Raw genomic sequence first — 19,853 nt, forward strand, 5'->3', positions numbered from 1 at the left:
TTTGTCGCGAGTTCCGCACGCAAAGGAAAGCACTTAATGTGCTTTCCGTCTTGCGCAGGACTGTAGAGCAGCAAACTTAACCCGCCCCGGCCCCCGATGGCCCCAGACCGGCGGGATGGACCAGTTCAGATGGGGCTTTGATGCATGGGTGGTCTGTTGGTGGGCAAATGGGTATCATACTGTGGTTACTGCGTCGACTCTATGATGCATGTTTGTACGTTCCCGACGGTCGGTTTGCCAGAAGCGCCCCGTCGGTTGTTTCAGACCCGTTTCGAAGAAAGGAAACAACACTCACCTATGGCAGCTAAAAAATCATCTCCCTTGAAGATCATCCCGCTCGGCGGCCTTGACGGCATCGGCAAGAACATGACGGTCTTCGAGTGCGGCGACGACATGGTGCTCGTCGACGCCGGCCTCATGTTCCCGGATGACTCCCAGCCCGGTATCGACCTGGTGCTTCCCGACTACACCTATGTTTTGGAGAACGAGGAAAAGCTCCGCGGTATCGTCGTCACCCACGGCCACGAGGACCACACCGGTTCGCTTCCGTACCTGCTGCAGGACCTCAACAATAAGGTGCCCATCTTTTCGAGCAAGCTGACGCTTGGCTTTATCGAGGGCAAGCTTTCTGAGTTCCGCATCCGCGCACCCAAGTTCCGCGAGGTCAAGGGCGGCAGCCATGTCAACCTCGGCGGCATCTCGCTCGACTTCTTCTCGATGACGCACTCCATTCCCGGCGCTCTGGGCGTGTTCATCCGCACCAACCAGGGTACCGTTATGCACACCGGCGACTTTAAGCTCGACCAGACGCCCATCGACGGCGTCACGCCCGACTATGCCGCTATCAGCCGCTTTGCCAAGCAGGGTATCGACCTGCTGCTTTCTGACTCCACCAACGCCACGGTTCCCGGCTTTACCAAGTCCGAGGCCGAGGTTGGTCCCAACCTGCTGCACGCCATCAAGAACGCGCCGGGTCGCGTGTTCGTTGCGTCGTTCTCGAGCCACATCCATCGTTTGCAGCAGATCTGCGATGCCGCCCGCAAGTGCGGCCGTAAGGTCGTTGTGACCGGTCGCTCCATGCTCACTAACACCCGCGTGGCGCGCGAGCTTGGCTACCTCAACATCGACGACGCCGATATCATCGATGCCTTTGACATTGATAACCTGCCTGACGACAAGATTGTTGTCATGTGCACCGGTTCGCAGGGCGAGCCGCTGTCGGCCCTGTCCCGCATGGCCAATGGCGAGCACAAGACGCTCTCCATCCACGAGGGCGATACCGTTATCCTCTCGGCAACTCCTGTTCCCGGCAATGAGAAAGCCGTCCAGCAGGTCGTCAACAGCCTGGCCAAGCTCGGCTGCGACGTGTGGGATAAGAACCGCGCCCTCGTTCACGTTTCCGGTCACGGTAGCCAGGAGGAGCTCAAGCTCCTGATGGCCATGGCCAAGCCCACGTACTTTATGCCGGTTCACGGTGAAGCCGTGCATCTGCGCGCCCATGCCCAGCTGGCCCGCAAGATGGGTCTCAAGGACGATCATATCTTTATCCTCGACAACGGCGACACGCTCGAGATGCGCGGCGGTATCGTTAAGCGCGGTACGCCCGTCGAGTCCGGCGTCGTTTACGTCGACGGCCTGCGCATCGGCGATACCGACCCCATCGTCCTGCGTGATCGTCAGAAGCTCGCCAACGACGGTATGGTTACCGCTGTTGCCATCGTCTCGCTCAAGCACAAGAAGATCGAGGCCATCGAGTTCTCGGGCCGCGGCGTCTCGTTTGCCATCGACGACCAGTTCTCCGAGGATGCCTCCGCGTCCATTATGAAGACGATCGAGAAGGGCAAGTTCAGCTTTACGAGCAGCGGTTCCGATGCCATTCGCAAGGCCGTGCGCGATTCGCTCTCTAACTTTATCTGGAGCCGTACTCGCACCCGTCCGATGATCATCCCGGTCGTCATGGAGGTTTAGTTTGGCGCGCGGATCTGCACAAAACGCCAAAGGCAATAAGGCCAATAACCAACCGGCATCTGCTAAGGGTGCCGGTTCCCATCTGCGTGCCAATAAGGGCCACGAGTCCGAGTTCGATGATTTCGAGCCCTTGGTCGAGCCCTCGGCCAACCGCGATATCGCCGGCGTGGTCATTGCCGTTTTGGCGATTGCGTCCTTTATTGCCGTGATTTCGCCGGCGACTGCGCCCGTTACGGCTGCGGTTGCCGGTTTCTACCACTTGGGCTTTGGTCTGGGCGCCTACGTGCTGCCGATCGTCATTTTGCTGTTTGCCGCCACGCTCTTTTTAGGCGAGGACTCGCCGCTCAACGTGCGCTCGGTCGCGGGCGGAGCCGTGGTCTTTATCACCGTTGTCTCCATTCTTTCGCTGATGGTGCCGGGTACGAGCGACTCGTGTGACCTTATGTTCACGCCGCAAAATCTGTCCGCCTCGGGTGGCTACATCGGTGCGTTTATTGCGAGTGCGCTGCAGAATGCCCTGGGTAAGCCTATCGCGATGGTGGTCCTGTTGGGTCTGGCCGTCGTTGGTTTTGTCATCATCGGCTTTTCGGTGGGTGGCGTGCTGCGCTCTGCTCGCGACCGCGCGGCCGATTTTGCCGAGCGCCGTCGTGCCGATGTTAACGCGAGCCCGTGGGGTGACGACGAAGCCCTGTCGGTGCCCGGCGTTGCCCGTCCGCACCTGAGCATTCTTCGTCAAAAGGGCTCCGATGCTGCCGTGACCACGGTCATGGGCAACGATGTGGACCCGGTTTTGGACGATGACGACGAGGACGAGGATCCGTTTGTCGACGTATCCGATGCCGTGGAGGCCGAGCGCGCTAAGACGACGCTGCTGCCGCGCCGTCATGTCAAGAAGGGCAAGGCCACGCCCAAGTTGAATACAAGCGAGCCCGACCCGTCTTGGTCCGATAGCGAGATTGAGCTTACCGAGGGCGATGACGAGGACGACGAGGCTCCGATTGAGACCGCAAAGACAACTTTGCTGCCGCGTCGCCATGCTAAGCGCGAACAGGTAACCGGCCAGCTTTCGATGGAAGACGACCCCGATAAGATCGACGAGTCCGAGCCGCCGTTTGCCGTGAGTCCTGTCTCGGCAACACCTCAGATTCCCGACTTCTTGAAGCATCCCAAGGTTGCCGATACGGCTGTCGCGGGCGCTGCCGAGGCGCCTACTCCTAGCGATGGGGGAGCGGTCAATGCCCCCGCGGATAACGAGGGCGAAGAAGAGGACGGCCTCAAGCTTCCGCCGCTCGAGATCCTGCACGCCAACCCGCAGTCGGCGTCCTCCGCGTCATCTGACAAGGAGCTGGAACAGACTGCCGAGTCACTGCAATCCACCTTGCTTGAGTTTGGCCGCAGTGCCCGCGTGGTCGGCTGGATCGCCGGCCCCACGGTGACGACCTTTAAGCTGCAACCTGGCGAGGGCGAGCGCGTGAGCAAGATTTCGAGCCTCGAGGACGATATCGCGCTTTCGCTCGCTGCTCAGTCGGTGCGCATCTTTGCCCCGATCCCCGGTACCTCGCTTGTGGGTATCGAGATTCCCAATCGCAAGCGCCAGAACGTCAACCTGGGCGACGTGCTTCCCTATGTGAAGGGCGGTCCGCTCGAGCTGGCCATCGGTCGAGATGCCGAGGGCACGCCGGTCGTCGCTGACCTCGCCAAGATGCCCCACCTGCTGATCGCCGGCACGACCGGTTCTGGTAAGTCGGTGATGATCAATTCCATCATCACGACCCTGCTCATGCGAGCCCTTCCCGAGGACGTTCGCCTGATCATGGTCGACCCCAAGCGCGTCGAGCTTGCGGGCTATAACGGTTTGCCGCATCTCTATGTGCCCGTGGTGACCGAGCCCAAGCAGGCCGCGAGCGCTCTGCAATGGGCCGTGTCCGAGATGGAGCGTCGCCTGAAGGTCTTCGAGCGTCTCAACGTGCGTAAGATCTCGACCTACAACGAAAAGCAGGCCGCCGGCGAGTTTGAGCATTACGACAACCCGCCCCAAAAGATGCCCTATCTGGTCATTATCATCGACGAGCTTTCGGACCTGATGATGGTCGCCGGCAAGGATGTCGAGGCCTCGATCGTTCGTATCGCCCAGCTGGGCCGTGCCGCCGGTATACACCTTATCGTGGCTACGCAGCGCCCCAGCTCCAACGTGGTGACGGGCCTCATCAAGGCCAACATCACCAACCGCATCGCCTTTAACGTCGCCACGGGCATCGACTCGCGCGTCATTATTGACCAGATGGGTGCCGAAAAGCTCACCGGTTTGGGCGACATGCTGTTCTCCAAGGTCGACTGGGGCAAGCCTCGCCGTATCCAGGGCTGCTTTGTCTCGGATGACGAAATCAACGAGATTGTCGAGTTCGTCAAGTCGCAGAGCGAGCCCGACTACCACGAGGAGATTCTGTCTGCCGTGGCGCCCGCTTCCATGTCCATGGCGGGTGGCGCCGGTATTGTCCGCACCGGAGTAGCCGAGCCGCAAGACGATGATCCGCTCATTTGGGAAGCCGCCCATATTGTGGTGGAATCGCAGCTTGGCTCCACATCTGGCCTGCAACGTCGTCTGAAGGTTGGCTATGCGCGTGCCGGGCGTATTATGGACATGCTGGAAGAAAAGGGTGTCGTCGGCCCGCCCGACGGTTCCAAGCCGCGTGAGGTCCTGTTGGACGAGGAGGGGCTTGCCGCGCTGGAATCTGTCGACGCCGAGATGGCACGTGAAGATCGTGAGTTTGGAGGATTCTGATGGCTGCACGCTTTGGTGACATGCTGCTCGAGCAGCGTCGCCGGATGGGCCTTTCCATTCAGCAGGTCGCCAACACCATCAAAATCAGGCCGCAGATCATCGAGTTTTTCGAGACCGGTAACTTTGCTTCGATGCCGCCGCGCGGCTATGCGCAGGGCATGATTTCGAGCTATGCTCGCTTTTTGGGCCTCAATCCGCGCGAGGTCGTCAATGCCTACTTTGACGACCTGATGGCATACGAACGCGAGACGTCGCAGCAGGGCGGTCGTTTTCAGGACGCCGCCGGCTACGTCAATTCGCGTTCCTCGGTCGATAACGGGCGCTTCCTGATGGTTCAGGGCGGTCGTTCAACCCGCTATGGACAGCGTCCTCAGCAGGCCGGTTATATTACTGAGACGGGTTCGGGCGAGGAGATTCGCTCACAGCGTGACCGGTTTCGCAGTACGCCGATGCCCGAGGACCGTGCACTTCCCGCTGCCCGCGGCGTGGCGCGTGACCCTCGTGCCGGCTACGGCGACGGCGGCTATTCCGATCGCGGTTACCGTGGTGCCTCTATGGGACGCTCTCGCGGTGGCTATTCGGATGCCGATACCACGCAGGTGACGCCGCGTCTTCGCTCTCAATCACAGCCGTATGGCCAGCGCTCTTCGGCTCCGCGTTCGGTCCAGCGTGGCTATCAAGGCCGCGGTGAACTTGCGCCCCGCTCGGGTCAGCGCAGCCTTCAGGGCCAGGGCGGCTATCGCGGCCGTTCCGATAGCAATCGCGGTCGTATGCCTCAGGGAAGCGGCCGCAGCAGTTCCGGTCGTGGACGCGGCGGATCACGTACTCCTCAAAACAACGGGCTCGATCCGCGTATCGTCTACGCCGGCATCGGTGCCGTTGTGCTGCTGTTGATTGTGCTCATCGTGGTGCTTCTACGTGGCTGCGCATCTTCGGCGCCCGAGAACACGCCCGAGACGCCCACTGCTACCAAGATGACGACCAAGAAGTCTTCTAAGAAGACCGAAACGGTCGACGAGGACGATGACACCGATGAGGCGACGGATGAGTCGACTGATTCGGACGCTACCAAGACGACGGCCAAGAAGGAAGAGAACGAGGTCACGAAGGTCAAAGTCTCCGTTGCCAAGGGAAAGACCGCGTGGATTGAGGTCAAGGTTGACGGCAAGTCGGTCTATGGCGCCCAGGCGACTGGCCCCTTTGAGCAGGAGTACACGCCCGAGTCTTCGATCGAGATCACCACGTCCAAGCCTTCCGATGTCACCGTTACCAAGAACGGTGAAAAGGTTCGTTACGATACCAAGACCTCGGGCGTGGCGCGTGTGACGATCACCGTTCCCAAGAAGGAGACGTCTGATTCCGAGAATGGTGAAAGTTCTGATGGTACCGATGCCACCGACGGTACCGATGCCCAGTCCACGGATGGCGCCGATACCGCAACTGACGGTCAGACACCCACCGATTCTACCGACAATTCGTACGATAGCTACTAGGCCGCTCGTACGCGAAAGGAAACATCATGGCTAAAGATTCCAGCTTCGACGTCGTGTCCGAGGTCAACATGCAAGAGGTCGACAACGCCTTCCAGCAGACCACGCGCGAGATTTCCCAGCGCTATGACCTTAAGGATTCCGGCGCCACGATCGAGCTTTCGAAGGGCGACAAGCTCTTTACGATCAACGCCCCGGCCGACTTTGTCTCCAAACAGATTGTTGACGTGCTGAGCTCCAAGCTCATCAAGCGCGGCATCGACCTCAAGGCTGTCTCGTGGGATGCTCCGCAGGCGGCATCGGGTGGCACCGTGCGCGTGCTCGGCCATATCGTCGAGGGTATCGACCAGGCGACCGCCAAGAAGATCAACAAGGACATCAAGGATCAAAAGCTCAAGGTCAAGGTGACCATCGAGGCCGACAAACTGCGTGTTTCCTCTGCTTCGAAGGACGCGTTGCAGACCGTGATTCAGTTCCTGCGCGACCAGGACTACGGCCAGCCGCTGCAGTTCACCAACTACCGCTAATATCAATCGAAAGGACCGCTCTCCAACATGGATACACCGTTGGGCTCCGTGCTCTACATCACCCTCGGGTGCGCTAAGAACGAGGTTGACACCGACCGCATGCGTTCTCTTTTGACCGCCGCGGGCTACGAGGAGGCATTCGACCCGCAGGATGCCGATATCGCCATCGTCAATACTTGCTCGTTCCTCGCCTCCGCAACGTCCGAGAGCATCGAGACCACGCTCGAGCTCGCCAACGAGGTTCAGGACGGCGTTCGTTCTTGTCCCATCGTCATGTGCGGCTGCGTGCCGTCGCGCTATGGCGATGACCTGCCTGACGAGCTGCCCGAGGTCGCTGCCTTTGTGAAGGCCGACGAGGAAGATGGCATCGTGGCGGTCATCGATGGCGTGCTGGGTGTCGAGCGTGAGATTGCAGCCTATATCCCGCAGGTCAAACGTACCGTCGAGGGTGCTGTCGCTTACGTCAAGATTTCCGATGGCTGCAACCGCTTCTGCAGCTTCTGCATGATTCCCTACATCCGCGGCCGCTATCATTCGCGCAATGCCGAGAGCATCATCTCCGAGGTGCGCGACCTGGTTTCCGGCGGTGTGCGCGAGATCGTGCTGATCGGCCAGGACACGGGCATCTGGGGTACCGACTTTGCCGACGAGGACGTCGCCGATGGCTCGCCGCGCAATCTGGCGCAGCTGCTGCGTGCCGTCGCCGAGGCCGTGCGCCCGCACAACGTCTGGGTCCGCGTGCTCTATCTGCAGCCCGAGGGCATGACTGACGAACTCATCGAGACGATTCGCGATACGCCCGAGGTGCTGCCCTATATCGATATCCCCGTGCAGCACTGCGACGCGCGCATCCTTAAGGCTATGCGCCGTTCTGGTTCGCGCCAGGAGCTCGAGGACCTGTTCCGCGATCTGCGTGAGCGTATCCCCGGCATCGTGATCCGTTCCACGGCCATGGTCGGCTTCCCGACCGAGACCGACGACGAGTTCCGCGACCTTATCGACTTTATGGACACCGTCGGCTTTGACTACACGAGCGTCTTTGCCTACTCGCAGGAGGAGGGCAGCCTGGCCGCTAAGATGGAGGGCCAGGTCGACGAAGAGGTCAAGCTCGAGCGCGCCCAGGAGGCCATGGACCTGGCCGAGTCGCTCGGTTTTGCCGCCACCGCCGCACATGTGGGCGAGCGCGCCCAGGTGATCGTCGACGGTATCGAAGAGACCGAGGATGGCGCCGAGCTGATCGGCCATGCCTGGTTCCAGGCGCCCGATTCCGATGGCGCGGTGCATCTGGACGCCAGCGAGGCGTCCGTGGGCGATATTCTGACCGTCGAGTTTACCGATAGCTTCTGCTATGAGCTTATCGGTCATGTTGTGGAGTAGGAGAGCGTCGTGGCTAACGAGAGCAATAAGGAACTGACGAGTGTCTGGACGCCCGCCAACATCGTGACGTGCGTTCGCATCGTCTTTATCCCGGTGTTCATGATCGTGTCGGCGCTTTCTCACACGAGTGTTGCCGGTACGGATTGGAGCACCTTCGACGGCCCGCTCGCCGCCGCTGCCTTCATTCTGTATGTGATCCTGTCGTGCACCGATAAGGTCGACGGTTATCTGGCGCGTTCGCGCAACGAGATCACCGACTTCGGTAAATTCTTGGACCCCATCGCCGATAAGCTGCTCGTGTTCTCGGCCCTGCTGCTGTTCTTGGATTTTGGTATGGTGACCGTGTGGTCCGTGTTCATTATCCTGTTCCGCGAGCTGCTGGTGAGCGCCCTTCGCATGGTCGCGAGTGCGGCCGGTGTGGTCGTTGCGGCCGATAAGCTCGGCAAGTACAAGACGGCAACCACGATGGTCTCCATTTGCGGTTACCTGTGCGTTTTTGCTATGGCCGGCTTGCACCTTGGCCCGGTGGCGCTGACGCTCGGCATCTACTCGGTGTCGCGCTTCCTGTACGCCGTTGCCGTTGTCCTGACCGTTATCTCGGGCGCCCAGTACTTCTGGAACTGCCGCAAGATCGTCTTTTCGGTCTAGGTCCTAGTGGGTATGACGGACTCTTTTGAGCAGATTTCCGCACATAACGAGGAGCTGGCGCGTGATATTGTCGAGCGCGCGAGCGCTCGGGGCGTGACGGTTTCGACGGCTGAGTCGCTGACGGCGGGTATGATCGCCTCGACGATTGCCGATATCCCGGGCGCCTCGGCGGTGCTGCGTGGCGGTGCGGTGACCTATTGCGATGAGATTAAGCATCGTGTTCTTGGTGTTGAGCAGGAGACGCTCGACCGCTATACCGCGGTGTCGCATCAGACCGCGCGCGAGATGGCGGTGGGTTCGCTGGAGCTGTACCAGAGCGATATTGCAGTGAGCGCAACGGGTTATGCCGGCCCCGGCGGTGGCACTGAGGACGATCCGGCGGGCACTTTCTATATTGGCTGGGCGCATCGTTCCGCCGATGGGGGCGTGCCGGTCGTGGACTCTGTGCGCTGCCACTATGAGGGCGACCGTTCGTGTGTTCGTGCCCATGCGGTCACGGAGGCATTGGGTCGCATTGCCCTTGTGCTCAACTCTATGGAATAGACGTGTTTTAAGGGGCCTCCGAGCCCCTTAATTGTGGAGATAGGGACCTTAGGCTCATTTGGCGTTTGTGCTGGTTGTAGATGTATTTTTGCCTGCCTTGTTCATATTTGGTCCTTTGTGGTCAAGCATTTGGTCAGTGTTTGGTCGGCGTTTGGTTGGGTTTTGGAAAGACCGCCTGCATATGATTGGCCTGAACGGTTGACCACGAACAGCCGTTCGTTTATTATCGATGCAGGTTGTTAAGAGGAGGGCTATTCATGGCCAAGAATTCAGGTCCCGTACGTACCGTTCATGCTCGCACGACGGGTAAAGAGCGCGATGAGATGATCGCCACCACCAAGGCCGAGATCGAGAAGAAATTCGGCCAGGGTTCCATCATGAGGTACGGCGACGGTGGTCCCGAGCTCGAGGTCGAGGCCATTCCCACGGGCGCCCTGGCCCTCGATGCCGCGCTGGGTATCGGCGGCGTGCCGCGCGGCCGTATCGTCGAGATTTACGGTCCTGAGTCCTCCGGTAAGACGACGCTTTCGCTCGAGATCCTGGCCGAGGCCCAGGCAATGGGTGGCGTTGTGGCATTTATCGATGCCGAGCACGCGCTTGATCCCACGTATGCCGCGCGCATCGGCGTGGATATCGACGAGGTGCTCATTTCCCAGCCCGATACGGGCGAGCAGGCGCTTGAGATTGTTGACATGCTCGTGCGTTCCGGCGCCATCGATGCCATCGTCGTCGACTCCGTCGCCGCGCTGACCCCGCGTGCCGAGATCGAGGGAGAAATCGGCGATACTACGGTCGGTCTTCAGGCTCGCCTAATGAGTCAGGCGCTCCGCAAGCTCGCCGGCTCGCTGTCCAAGTCCAACACGACGTGCATCTTCATTAACCAGCTGCGTGAGAAGATCGGCGTCATGTTCGGCAACCCCGAGACTACGACGGGCGGCCGCGCCCTTAAGTTCTTCTCTTCGGTGCGTATCGACATTCGCCGTATCGACAGCATTAAGCTTAAGGACGAGGTTATCGGTAACCGCGTGCGCGCCAAGGTCGTTAAGAACAAGGTGGCAGCTCCGTTCCGTTCTGCTGAGTTCGACATCATGTACGGTACGGGCATCTCTAAGGAGGGCTCAATTCTGGACATGGCTGTCGAGTGCGGCATCTGCAAGAAGATGGGCTCCTGGTTTGCCTATGGCGAGGACAAGCTTGGCAACGGTCGAGAGGCCGCCAAGGCTTTCCTGCGCGAACACCCCGATTGCGCCGACGAGATTGAGCATAAGGTCCGCCTTGCCTGCGGACTTGAGTTTGATGACGATGCTCCGTCCGAGGTCGAGCTGACCGATCAGCCTGCGCCTGAGGAGTTTGACGAGCTTTACGCCATCGATGGTTCCGCCATGCTCGATGATGACGACGAGTAGCGGTTACGCTCATGTCGTATACGGTGACCGAGGCCACGGCCTTCTTTCCCGATAAGAAGGCGGCTTCCTCGTTCTCGAGCGGGTATGCGTCCAAAAAGCCTTGCGCACATATCGATTGTGAGCTTGAGGGCGGTTTTGAGCGGTCCATTTGGATTCCCGTGCGGGTCGCGCGGCTGTATGTCAAAAACCGCCCCGATCTTCCCTGTGATTGGGACAACTTTCGTGAGGCGGTGCAGCTCATCGAGGGTAAATGTGCACTTACCATGGTGACCGAGATGCTATCGCGCCGCGACCATGCGACGGGTGAGGTCCGTGACAAGCTGGCTCGCTACGGCTTTCACCAGCCCGCGATCGATTTCGCCGTCGAGCGCGCCACAGAGTATCACTTTTTAGACGAGAACCGCTTTTGCTCGTACTTTATCGAGGAGCGCAAGCGGCGCGGTTGGGGACAGCGCAAAATCGAGACCGAGCTCAAGCGCCGTCATGTCGTGCTCGATGACATTCCCGGTTATCCCGAGGATTATTTTGCCGTCGAAGACGATTTGGCGCGTGCGTCAGCCCTGCTCGCCAAGCGGCGTGTTCCAGAGACGCGCGGATTCGAAAAACTGGTTCGGTTTTTGATGGGCAAGGGCTTCTCGTATCACATTGCCGCCGATGCCGTTAAGGCACGTCTCGATGCCGAACGCGAGGAATGTGCGGTTTAGGCGTATGCGTTTTGTGACCCTGCCGTTCACCGCGTTTTAGCCGCCGTGCCGGGGCCATTTATTTGACAGTTGTTGTGGTTCAACGTACGATAAACACTGTCATTTGCTTTGTGATATGTGCTCATCTGTGATGAGTTTGTTTATATGTTTATCTGTATCCGACCCGCATAAGCTGCGCCCATATTACTCAAATGTCGCGAGCCGTTCGTAAGGACGGTTCGCTTTGTTGTGTAACGAATCCATAAAAAGGAGTGAGCATGCCTATCATCGCAGCGCTCGTTGGCATCGTTTTGGGTGCCATCGCCGCCATTGCCTACATGCGCACCGCCAAGCAGGGTAGTCTTCACGAGGCCGACGAAAAGATCCAGTCGGCACACGCACAGGCTGAGTCCCTGATCGGTGATGCTAAGCGTCAGGCCGAGACCCTCAAAAAAGAGGCTCTGCTCGAGGCTAAAGAGGAGATCATCAAGAACAAGCAGGCCGCCGAGGCCGAGGACAAGCAGCGTAAGAGCGAGATTCGTACGCTCGAGAACCGTGTGATGCAGCGCGAGGAGTCCCTCGATCGCCGAAACGACGCTCTCGACAAGCGTGAGCACCAGCTGTCCAGCCAGGCCGGTCAGGTCGAGAAACGCTCCCGCGAGCTTGAGGAGCTCTGCGCCAAGCAGACCTCCGAGCTCGAGCGTATCGCCGACCTGACCCGCGAGGATGCCCACAAGGAGCTCCTCGATAAGGTTCGCGGCGAGGTCACCCACGAGGCCGCCACGATCATTCGCGAGTCCGAGCAGCAGGTTCGCGCCGAGTGCCACAAGACCGCCCAGGAGATTCTGTCCCTGGCGATTCAGCGCTGCGCTGCCGACCACACAGCCGAGGTCACCGTTACCTCCGTGCACATTCCCTCTGATGACCTCAAGGGCCGTATCATCGGTCGCGAGGGTCGCAACATCCGGACCTTCGAGCAGGTTTCCGGCGTCAACCTCGTGATTGACGACACGCCCGAGACCGTCGTTCTTTCGAGCTTCGACCCGGTCCGTCGTGAGACCGCCCGTGTTGCCCTCGAGAACCTCATCGCCGACGGCCGCATTCACCCCGCCCGCATCGAGGAGATGTATCACAAGGCTGCCGACCTGGTTCAGCAGCGCGTGCGCGAGGCTGGCGAGCAGGCTGCCTTCGATACCGGCATTCACGACCTGCACCCCGAGATCGTCAAGACCCTTGGTGCCCTGCGCTACCGTACTTCGTTTGGTCAGAACGTGCTTCAGCACTCCCTCGAGGTCTCTGATCTCTGCGGCGTGATGGCTTCCGAGCTTGGCCTGGACGTTGTGACCGCCAAGCGCGCCGGCCTGCTTCATGACCTGGGCAAGGCAATCGACCACGACGTCGAGGGCCCGCATGCCGTCATCGGCGCCGAGCTTGCCCGCCGTTATGGCGAGAAGCCCGTTATCGTCCACGCTATCGAGGCTCACCATGCCGATGTCGACCCCAACACGGTGCTCGATGTCCTGGTGCAGGCCGCCGATGCTGTCTCTGCCTCTCGCCCCGGTGCCCGTCGCGAGTCTGCCGAGAACTACATCAAGCGTCTTGAGAAGCTCGAGGAGATCGCCAACTCTCATGACGGCGTCGAGCGTACCTATGCCATGCAGGCCGGTCGCGAGGTCCACGTCATGGTTCAGCCGGAAAAGATCTCCGATGCCCAGTCCACGGTTCTGGCTCACGATATCGCCCATCAGATCGAGGAAGAGATGGAGTATCCCGGTCAGGTGCGCGTCGTCGTGATTCGCGAGAGCCGCGCTGTCGATATCGCTAAATAATATGAGCGACGCGAACGAGCTCATCTCATTTATCGCGTCGATGTCGGGGGAGGGCAACCTTCGCGTCGAGGAGAACCTTGGCGAGGGGTATGTCCGCCTCCGCGTTTCGGAGGCCGAGCGGCGCCAGGCAAAGCACGACATTCAGCATGTCGAGGATATCGTCATCGAAATGCTCCGTAATGCTCGCGATGCCGGCGCCGACAAGGTCTATCTCGCCACGACCAAGGAAGATGGCGTCCGCACGCTTTTCTTTCTGGATAACGGCTCGGGTGTTCCGCAGGATATGCAAGAGCGAATCTTCGATGCTCGCGTTACCTCAAAGCTCGAGAGCATGAAGATGGACCGTTGGGGCGTTCACGGTCGTGGCATGGCATTGTTTTCGATCAAGCAGAACACCGACGAGGCTCGCGTGGTCACGTCTGGTGTCGATCTTGGCTCAGCCTTTAAGGTGAGCGTTGCGGCCGACCGCCTCAGCGAGCGTGCCGATCAGTCCAGCTGGCCCCAGGCCGTCAAGGATGAGGACGGACGTTATGTCTGTGCTCGCGGTCCGCATAATATTATTCGCGCTGCCTGTGAGTTTGCGCTCGAGGAGTTGCGTGGTTGCGATGTCTATCTTGGTTCTCCGTCTGAGATTGCCGCGACCCTTTATGCTCAGGCGTCAAGTCGGCTCGATACGTCGCGTCTCCTGTTCATTGATGACGAGAGCGAGCTTCCGGTTGTCGACCGTTTAGGCCTTGCCTCTGATGCCGAGGACTTTATCCGTATCTGTTCGGGTTTGGGTCTTGAGATGTCCGAGCGCACGGCCCATCGCATTTTGGCAGGGCAGATTAAGCCCGTTCGCGGTGTGACCGCGCGTCTGCTGCGCGAGCGTGATTCGTCCTCGCATGCGCCGGCTCCTGTCGATCTCGCGAAGGATCGTCGCGGGCTACGTATTGCCAAGGATGACATGGCACAGTTTTCGCGTGCTGTGGAGCGCGACTTTAATGACCTTGCCGCCCGGTACTATCTCAACCTTTGCGGCGACCCAAAGATTCGTGTTTCGCGTGATCGAATCACTGTGACCTTCGATCTTGCCAAAGAGGAATAGTGCCTTTACCGAGTCCACTCGGTACGATACAGTTATTGCAGTTAAAACGTACTTTTAAACACAGGAGTTTCTTCATGGATTGCCTGAAGGTATCAAGCAAATCATCGCCCGCGTCCGTTGCCGGCGCCATCGCCGGCATGGTCAAGGATGGTGTACCCGTCAACATCCAGTGTGTCGGTGCCGGTGCTGTCAACCAGGCCATTAAGGCTGTTGCTATCGCGCGCGGTTTTTTGATTCCAACCGGTTTTGATATTTCCTGCGCGCCTGTGTTCTCCGACATCCTCATTAACGGGGAGTCGCGCACGGCCATCCGCCTTTCTATCTACGTTCACCAGATCAATCGAGCTGCTATGGATAACGTCGTCATGGATGACGTTAAGCCTGTGGCATAGCTTCTGCTTGCCTCGTTTCGCTCCCCATCGTTAGGACTTATGCACATGGACCAGCGTTCCGTACGCGATATTCTTGCCGGTAAAACCTATTTTATCCGCACATTTGGCTGCCAGATGAATCAGCACGACTCCGAGCGTGTGAGTGGCCTGCTTGATTCGTATGGCTGCCTCATGGCGCTCGATCCCGAGCATGCCGATATCGTTGTGTTCATGACGTGCTGTGTGCGCGAGGCCGCCGATACTCGCCTATACGGTCAGTGTAATTCCTGCAAAAGCCTGCCGCCTTCGCCTTCGGGCAAGCGCGTGGTTGCCGTTGGTGGTTGCATCGCGCAGCGCGATGGCGAGGGTCTGCTCACCAACGTCGATAACGTCAATGTCATCTTTGGCACGCATTCCATCGCACATGTGGCCGAGCTCATTGCCGAGGCGTTCCTGGACGGCAAGCGTCATATCCGCACCAATGAGCATGAGGATACGGATGCCATGAGTATGCCGTGGCACCGTGAGACGCAGTATCACGCCTGGGTGCCCATCATGACGGGCTGCAATAACTTCTGCACCTACTGCATCGTGCCGTACGTGCGCGGTCGCGAAAAGAGCCGCCCCTTCGAGGAGATTGTCGACGAGGTGACCGGTTTGGTGCGCCAGGGCGTGCGTGAGATTACGCTGCTGGGCCAAAACGTTAACTCATATGGCCGCGATTTGTTTGGTAAGCCGCGCTTTGCCGACTTGCTGCGCGCCGTGGGCGATACGGGCGTGGAGCGCATCTTCTTTACGTCTTCGCATCCCAAGGACCTGCTGCCCGAGACCATCGACGCCATGGCCGAGACGCCTGCCGTTATGCCGCAGCTGCACCTGGCCGTCCAGTCAGGTTCGACGCGGATCCTCAAAGAGATGAATCGCCGTTATACACGCGAGGACTATCTGGGCCTGGTCGATCGCATTCGCAACCGCATGCCCGACATCGCGCTCTCGACCGACATTATCGTTGGCTTCCCGGGCGAGACTGAAGATGACTTTGAGCAGACGCTCTCACTTGCCGAGACGGTCCGCTATGCTCAGGCCTATACCTTCATCTATTCCAAGCGCGCCGGTACCCCGGCCGCCGAGATTGATGATCCTACGCCGCATGAGGTTATTCTCGAGCGTTTCAACCGCCTGGTTAAGGTTATCGAGACCACGGCACACGAGTATAACCAGGGTGAGCTTCATACTGTGGTTCCGGCGCTCATTGAGGGAACGAGCAAAAAGAATGACGCGGTGCTACTGGGCAAGAGTCCCAAGAATCAGACCGTGCATGCGCCTATCCCCGAGGGTTACAGCATCGACCAGCTTGTTGGCAAGATCGTTGATGTTGACGTTGACGTTGCCAAGACCTGGTATTTGTCTGGCTCCGTTGTGGGCGAGCCGCGCTAATGGTTGCTCCCGGGGCAGGTCTTTCCGCCGTTGCGATCGTCGGTCCGACGGCGGTTGGTAAGAGCGATGTTGCCGATCGTTTGGCAGCTCGTCTTTCGTCCGAAGTGCTGTCGTGCGATGCGATGCAAATCTATCGCGGCATGGATATCGGTACCGCAAAGATGGCGCCCGATGGGTGTACGGCGCCGCTGCGTCTCGTCGACATTGTAGAGCCGGGTGTGGCATATTCTGCTGCGCTTTATCAGGCTGACGCTCGCGCGCATGTTGAGCGCTTGCTTGGCGAGGGCCGCCTGCCGGTGTTTTGCGGGGGTACGGGGCTGTATCTCAAGGCCGCCCTCGATGAGATGGACTTTCCCTCGGGTGAACTTGAGGACGATCGCCGTTCGGGCTATCAGGAGCTTGCCGAGCGTATTGGCGAGGAGGGACTGCATGCCCTGCTTGCCGAGCGCGACCCAGAATCTGCTGCTGTTATTCATCCCCATAACGTGCGCCGTGTGATTCGTGCGCTCGAGATGCATGATGATGGTATCTCCTATGCACAGCAAAAAAGTCAGTTTAGTGTTCCGCGCGAGCATTATCATGCTCTATGGTTTGGTCTGACGCGTAATCGCGAGGTGCTCTACGAGCGCATTAACCTGCGTGTCGATCTGATGTTTGAACAGGGTCTTGTTGATGAGGTTCGCGGTCTTATGGACCAGGGGCTGGGAGATGCCCTGACTTCGATGCAGGCAATTGGCTATAAAGAGATCATTGATGCTTTCAATGGCGTGATTTCTATGGATGAGGCTCGCGAACTCATCAAGATGCGTTCGCGTCGCTATGCCAAACGTCAGCTTTCGTGGTTTAAGCGCGATGACCGTATCGTGTGGTTTGATATGGACGAGTTTACGATCGATGAGGTCGTTGAGGACATCCTGCATCGTATTGAGGCTGCCTAATGGCTCGGTTTCCCCTCGTTCCCACGGCGCCTGAGCCCGAACGTGCCGTTCTTGTCGGAGTTGAGTGGCGCGATAACGCCTGGCCGCTCGATCGTTCGCTTGACGAGCTTGAGCGCCTGGCCCATACGGCTGGCGCCCAGTGCGTGGCGCGTTTGTCACAGCGTCTGGTTAAGCCGTATCCAAAATCGTTTATCGGTTCCGGTAAGGTTGAGGAGCTTTGCGGGCTCGTGCATCGTATGGATGTCGATGTTGTTATCTTCGACGACGATTTATCGCCCTCGCAGCAATCCTATTTGGAGAAAGCCGTGGGCGAGCCGGTAAAGATTATCGATCGTACAGCACTGATCCTGGATATCTTTGGCCTGCATGCTCAGACGCGTGAGGGACGCCTACAGGTACAGCTGGCGCAGCTTCAATATCTGTTGCCTCGTCTGCGCGGTATGTGGAGCCATCTTGCCAAGGAGCAGACGCGCGGCGGCATCGGTTCACGCTTTGGTCAGGGCGAAAGTCAGCTCGAGGTCGACCGTCGCCTCATTCGTAATAAGATCGCTGCGCTTCGTCGTGAGCTCAAGCAGGTTGAACAGCGTCGCGATGTCCAGTCCAAGAGCCGCATTGAGTCACCGGCGTTTCGCGTCGCGTTAGCCGGTTATACCAATGCCGGTAAATCGACGTTGCTTAATCGCCTGACCGGCTCTACGGTACTTTCGCAGGACAAGCTGTTTGCTACGCTCGACCCGACGACGCGTTCGTATCGCCTGCCCGGCGGTCGCGGCATGACGATTACCGATACCGTTGGCTTTATTCAAAAGCTACCGCATGGTCTCGTTGATGCCTTTAAGTCCACGCTGTCTGAGGTTCTTGGTGCCGATCTGATCCTTAAAGTTGTGGATGCCTCTGACGAGGACTACGAGCGCCAGCTCGAGGCAGTCGATCGCGTTCTTGACGAGATCGGTGCCGGCGAGCGTTTGACGCTTACGGTGTTCAATAAAATCGATCTTCTCTATAGCGTTGATCGATTGAGTTTCCGTCGTCGCTATCCCGAGGCCGTGCTGTTCTCGGCCCAGACGGGCGAGGGACTCGACGATCTCGTCGACCGTATTGCTCGTGAGGCGGCTGCCACCGATGTGTTGCTCTCCGCTGATATCCCGTATCGCGAGGGCGCCCTCATCACGCTGGTGCATGAACAGGGAACCCTTTTGCACGAGGAATATCTTGAGGGCGGCGTTCGTATTGTTGCGAAGCTGCCGGCTCGTATCGCGCCGCGGCTCAAGCGTTATCGCACCGAGTAGACGAGCTCCAAAAAGCCCAGAATAGTGGGCTGATGCAGTAGATAAAAGGGGAGTGCGTGACGTCCAAGGCTGGCGAGCGCCGGGATGGGATTGGCGTAGGCCCAGCTTGGGACGGTCTTATCGATTCCCTGCGCTATGTGTGCGGCGAAGTATCCTGCAAGATACATAAAGAAAAACGGGATGATGGGGTAGTAATCACCTGAAACAAACCCAGGGCTCGGAAATCCCAGCCACGCCAGGTAGGGGACAGGATAGATCGTTTTGGGGATACTCCAGGTGAGGGCGAACAACACAAGGCATAGGGACATGCCCCATCTCGCCGATATCTTCTTAAGGACGGGATCGGTCAACGCCACGATGTCGGTACATGCGGCCATGCAGTAGATGATGCCAAAATTAACCGAATCGTCTACTGAGACAAGTGTTGTTGCCAACCAGACGACGAGTGCTGCTAAGGCGTATTTGGCGGCACGTTTGATATTGTTGCGTGAGAGCGTGCACATCCAACCCGCGATAAACAAGAATACCCAGCTGATGCTGGCACGCCAGATGTCTTGAAAGACGGTCTGTGTAAACCAGGGCATATCCCAACCGTACAGGTAGGCGAGATCGTAGCAAGCGTGAAAACCTGCCATTGAAATCATCGTAAACCCGCGGACGGTATCAAAGATGGTGATGCGTTTTTGCATTACGAGAACCGGCGCATCAAGCCGACGACTTTGCCCAAGATAACGGGATTCGTTGCATAGATAGGCTCCATGGTGTCATTCTCAGGCTGCAGGCGTACGCGTCCCTGCTCCTTGTAGAACGTCTTGACGGTCGCTGAACCATCAATCATAGCCACGACAATTTCGCCGTTCATGGCACTCTTTTGTTCACGGACGATGATGTAATCGCCATTGAAGATACCGACATTGATCATTGAGCTCCCATGCACCTCAAGGATAAAGGAACCCTGATCAGTGGCGATTTCGGTCGGGATAGTAAATGTGTCTTCGATATTCTGCTCGGCCAGAATGGGAATCCCAGCCGCGACGCGACCAACGAGCGGTAGTGAGACCGTTCCGCGAGGTGCGGTGGTCTCGTCAGATTTAGAAATTGAGACAGAGGAACCGTCCTCGTTAAAGAGTTCCAGAGCGCGCGGTTTGGTGGCATCGCGCTTGAGTAGCCCGCGCGCCTCCAGGGCAGATAGATGGGCGTGCACGGTGCTGGGGGAGGAAAGGCCCACGGCAGAAGCCATCTCGCGCACGCTGGGCGGATAACCCTTCTCCTGCTGATATTCCTTGATGAAGTCGTAAATTTGCTGCTGACGCTTGGTAATTTTGCGAGCCATCAGGGCATCCTCTCTACCCATGTCAAACAAATGTTCGAATTTTGCTTGACAGGAACAACTGTTCGAAGATAATAATAACCGAACATTCGTTCTCGCGCTAGACATTTTTGTCCGCGCGGCTTGATAAAACTGTTCTCAGCAAAAC

17 protein-coding genes are annotated in these 19,853 nt (G+C 58.6%); 15 read left to right on the forward strand and 2 right to left on the reverse strand.

From position 1 onward, the window contains the following. Positions 1 to 297 precede the first annotated feature (297 nt). From ABHR76_RS01190 to hflX, 15 genes are all read left to right on the forward strand, one after another. A complete protein-coding gene (locus ABHR76_RS01190; RefSeq protein ID WP_022094702.1) occupies positions 298 to 1,968 on the forward strand; it encodes a ribonuclease J in 1,671 nt (556 codons plus the stop codon). 1 nt (position 1,969) lies between these two features. After that, complete coding sequence (locus tag ABHR76_RS01195) at positions 1,970 to 4,750, forward strand: FtsK/SpoIIIE family DNA translocase (protein WP_346976576.1); 2,781 nt, start codon at positions 1,970 to 1,972, stop codon at positions 4,748 to 4,750. Beyond that, positions 4,750 to 6,243: a helix-turn-helix domain-containing protein gene (locus ABHR76_RS01200; RefSeq protein ID WP_346976578.1), complete on the forward strand. Its 1,494-nt coding sequence runs from the start codon at positions 4,750 to 4,752 to the stop codon at positions 6,241 to 6,243. The genes ABHR76_RS01195 and ABHR76_RS01200 overlap by 1 nt, the downstream gene beginning before the upstream one ends. A 26-nt stretch (positions 6,244 to 6,269) precedes the next feature. Beyond that, positions 6,270 to 6,767: a YajQ family cyclic di-GMP-binding protein gene (locus ABHR76_RS01205; RefSeq protein ID WP_006235971.1), complete on the forward strand. Its 498-nt coding sequence runs from the start codon at positions 6,270 to 6,272 to the stop codon at positions 6,765 to 6,767. A gap of 27 nt (positions 6,768 to 6,794) precedes the next feature. Beyond that, on the forward strand, positions 6,795 to 8,144 hold the full coding sequence (gene rimO / locus ABHR76_RS01210; RefSeq protein WP_138112638.1) for a 30S ribosomal protein S12 methylthiotransferase RimO: 1,350 nt from the start codon (positions 6,795 to 6,797) through the stop codon (positions 8,142 to 8,144). 99 nt (positions 8,145 to 8,243) lie between these two features. Continuing rightward, positions 8,244 to 8,792: a CDP-diacylglycerol--glycerol-3-phosphate 3-phosphatidyltransferase gene (gene pgsA / locus ABHR76_RS01215; RefSeq protein ID WP_229028279.1), complete on the forward strand. Its 549-nt coding sequence runs from the start codon at positions 8,244 to 8,246 to the stop codon at positions 8,790 to 8,792. A gap of 12 nt (positions 8,793 to 8,804) precedes the next feature. Continuing rightward, positions 8,805 to 9,335, forward strand: a complete 531-nt coding sequence (locus ABHR76_RS01220) for a CinA family protein (protein WP_055309901.1) — start codon at positions 8,805 to 8,807, stop codon at positions 9,333 to 9,335. A gap of 257 nt (positions 9,336 to 9,592) precedes the next feature. After that, positions 9,593 to 10,741 carry a recombinase RecA gene (gene recA / locus ABHR76_RS01225; protein ID WP_022094695.1) on the forward strand — a complete coding sequence of 383 codons (1,149 nt, stop codon included), beginning with the start codon at positions 9,593 to 9,595 and terminating at the stop codon, positions 10,739 to 10,741. An 11-nt stretch (positions 10,742 to 10,752) separates the two neighbouring features. Continuing rightward, positions 10,753 to 11,445: a regulatory protein RecX gene (locus ABHR76_RS01230; protein WP_346976581.1), complete on the forward strand. Its 693-nt coding sequence runs from the start codon at positions 10,753 to 10,755 to the stop codon at positions 11,443 to 11,445. Positions 11,446 to 11,702: 257 nt separating this feature from the next. Beyond that, positions 11,703 to 13,253, forward strand: a complete 1,551-nt coding sequence (gene rny / locus ABHR76_RS01235; protein WP_346976582.1) for a ribonuclease Y — start codon at positions 11,703 to 11,705, stop codon at positions 13,251 to 13,253. Between the two features lies 1 nt (position 13,254). Continuing rightward, entirely contained in the window at positions 13,255 to 14,340 is a 1,086-nt protein-coding gene (locus ABHR76_RS01240; RefSeq protein WP_346976583.1) for an ATP-binding protein, read from the forward strand. 74 nt (positions 14,341 to 14,414) lie between these two features. Beyond that, a complete protein-coding gene (locus ABHR76_RS01245; RefSeq protein ID WP_006235982.1) occupies positions 14,415 to 14,732 on the forward strand; it encodes a stage V sporulation protein S in 318 nt (105 codons plus the stop codon). Positions 14,733 to 14,777: 45 nt separating this feature from the next. Then, positions 14,778 to 16,148, forward strand: coding sequence for a tRNA (N6-isopentenyl adenosine(37)-C2)-methylthiotransferase MiaB (gene miaB / locus ABHR76_RS01250; protein WP_346976584.1), 1,371 nt, complete (start codon positions 14,778 to 14,780; stop codon positions 16,146 to 16,148). Further along, positions 16,148 to 17,086 (forward strand): tRNA (adenosine(37)-N6)-dimethylallyltransferase MiaA, encoded by a 939-nt coding sequence (gene miaA, locus ABHR76_RS01255; protein WP_346976585.1) that lies wholly within the window; start codon positions 16,148 to 16,150, stop codon positions 17,084 to 17,086. Before miaB ends, miaA begins: the two co-directional genes overlap by 1 nt. After that, positions 17,086 to 18,375 (forward strand): GTPase HflX, encoded by a 1,290-nt coding sequence (gene hflX / locus ABHR76_RS01260; RefSeq protein ID WP_346976586.1) that lies wholly within the window; start codon positions 17,086 to 17,088, stop codon positions 18,373 to 18,375. The genes miaA and hflX overlap by 1 nt, the downstream gene beginning before the upstream one ends. Here hflX and ABHR76_RS01265 read toward each other — a convergent pair. Both ABHR76_RS01265 and lexA read right to left on the reverse strand, forming a co-directional pair. Then, positions 18,360 to 19,064, reverse strand: coding sequence for a heparan-alpha-glucosaminide N-acetyltransferase (locus ABHR76_RS01265; RefSeq protein ID WP_346976587.1), 705 nt, complete (start codon positions 19,062 to 19,064; stop codon positions 18,360 to 18,362). The two genes, hflX and ABHR76_RS01265, sit on opposite strands and share 16 nt — an antisense overlap. Beyond that, a complete protein-coding gene (gene lexA / locus ABHR76_RS01270; RefSeq protein WP_138374200.1) occupies positions 19,064 to 19,708 on the reverse strand; it encodes a transcriptional repressor LexA in 645 nt (214 codons plus the stop codon). The genes ABHR76_RS01265 and lexA overlap by 1 nt, the downstream gene beginning before the upstream one ends. Positions 19,709 to 19,853 lie beyond the last annotated feature (145 nt).

Source organism: Collinsella aerofaciens, from assembly GCF_039752985.1.
Taxonomy (GTDB): Bacteria; Actinomycetota; Coriobacteriia; order Coriobacteriales; family Coriobacteriaceae; genus Collinsella; species Collinsella aerofaciens_BT.

Excerpts from the sequence above, each read along its gene's own strand:
- rimO (WP_138112638.1), top strand. The coding sequence starts at position 6,795 with ATGGATACACCGTTGGGCTCCGTGCTCTACATCACCCTCGGGTGCGCT.
- ABHR76_RS01205 (WP_006235971.1), top strand. The coding sequence starts at position 6,270 with ATGGCTAAAGATTCCAGCTTCGACGTCGTGTCCGAGGTCAACATGCAA.
- recA (WP_022094695.1), top strand. The coding sequence starts at position 9,593 with ATGGCCAAGAATTCAGGTCCCGTACGTACCGTTCATGCTCGCACGACG.
- lexA (WP_138374200.1), bottom strand. The coding sequence starts at position 19,708 with ATGGCTCGCAAAATTACCAAGCGTCAGCAGCAAATTTACGACTTCATC.
- miaB (WP_346976584.1), top strand. The coding sequence starts at position 14,778 with ATGGACCAGCGTTCCGTACGCGATATTCTTGCCGGTAAAACCTATTTT.
- ABHR76_RS01265 (WP_346976587.1), bottom strand. The coding sequence starts at position 19,064 with ATGCAAAAACGCATCACCATCTTTGATACCGTCCGCGGGTTTACGATG.
- ABHR76_RS01245 (WP_006235982.1), top strand. The coding sequence starts at position 14,415 with ATGGATTGCCTGAAGGTATCAAGCAAATCATCGCCCGCGTCCGTTGCC.
- hflX (WP_346976586.1), top strand. The coding sequence starts at position 17,086 with ATGGCTCGGTTTCCCCTCGTTCCCACGGCGCCTGAGCCCGAACGTGCC.
- ABHR76_RS01190 (WP_022094702.1), top strand. The coding sequence starts at position 298 with ATGGCAGCTAAAAAATCATCTCCCTTGAAGATCATCCCGCTCGGCGGC.
- rny (WP_346976582.1), top strand. The coding sequence starts at position 11,703 with ATGCCTATCATCGCAGCGCTCGTTGGCATCGTTTTGGGTGCCATCGCC.
- ABHR76_RS01220 (WP_055309901.1), top strand. The coding sequence starts at position 8,805 with ATGACGGACTCTTTTGAGCAGATTTCCGCACATAACGAGGAGCTGGCG.
- pgsA (WP_229028279.1), top strand. The coding sequence starts at position 8,244 with ATGATCGTGTCGGCGCTTTCTCACACGAGTGTTGCCGGTACGGATTGG.
- ABHR76_RS01230 (WP_346976581.1), top strand. The coding sequence starts at position 10,753 with ATGTCGTATACGGTGACCGAGGCCACGGCCTTCTTTCCCGATAAGAAG.
- ABHR76_RS01200 (WP_346976578.1), top strand. The coding sequence starts at position 4,750 with ATGGCTGCACGCTTTGGTGACATGCTGCTCGAGCAGCGTCGCCGGATG.
- miaA (WP_346976585.1), top strand. The coding sequence starts at position 16,148 with ATGGTTGCTCCCGGGGCAGGTCTTTCCGCCGTTGCGATCGTCGGTCCG.
- ABHR76_RS01240 (WP_346976583.1), top strand. The coding sequence starts at position 13,255 with ATGAGCGACGCGAACGAGCTCATCTCATTTATCGCGTCGATGTCGGGG.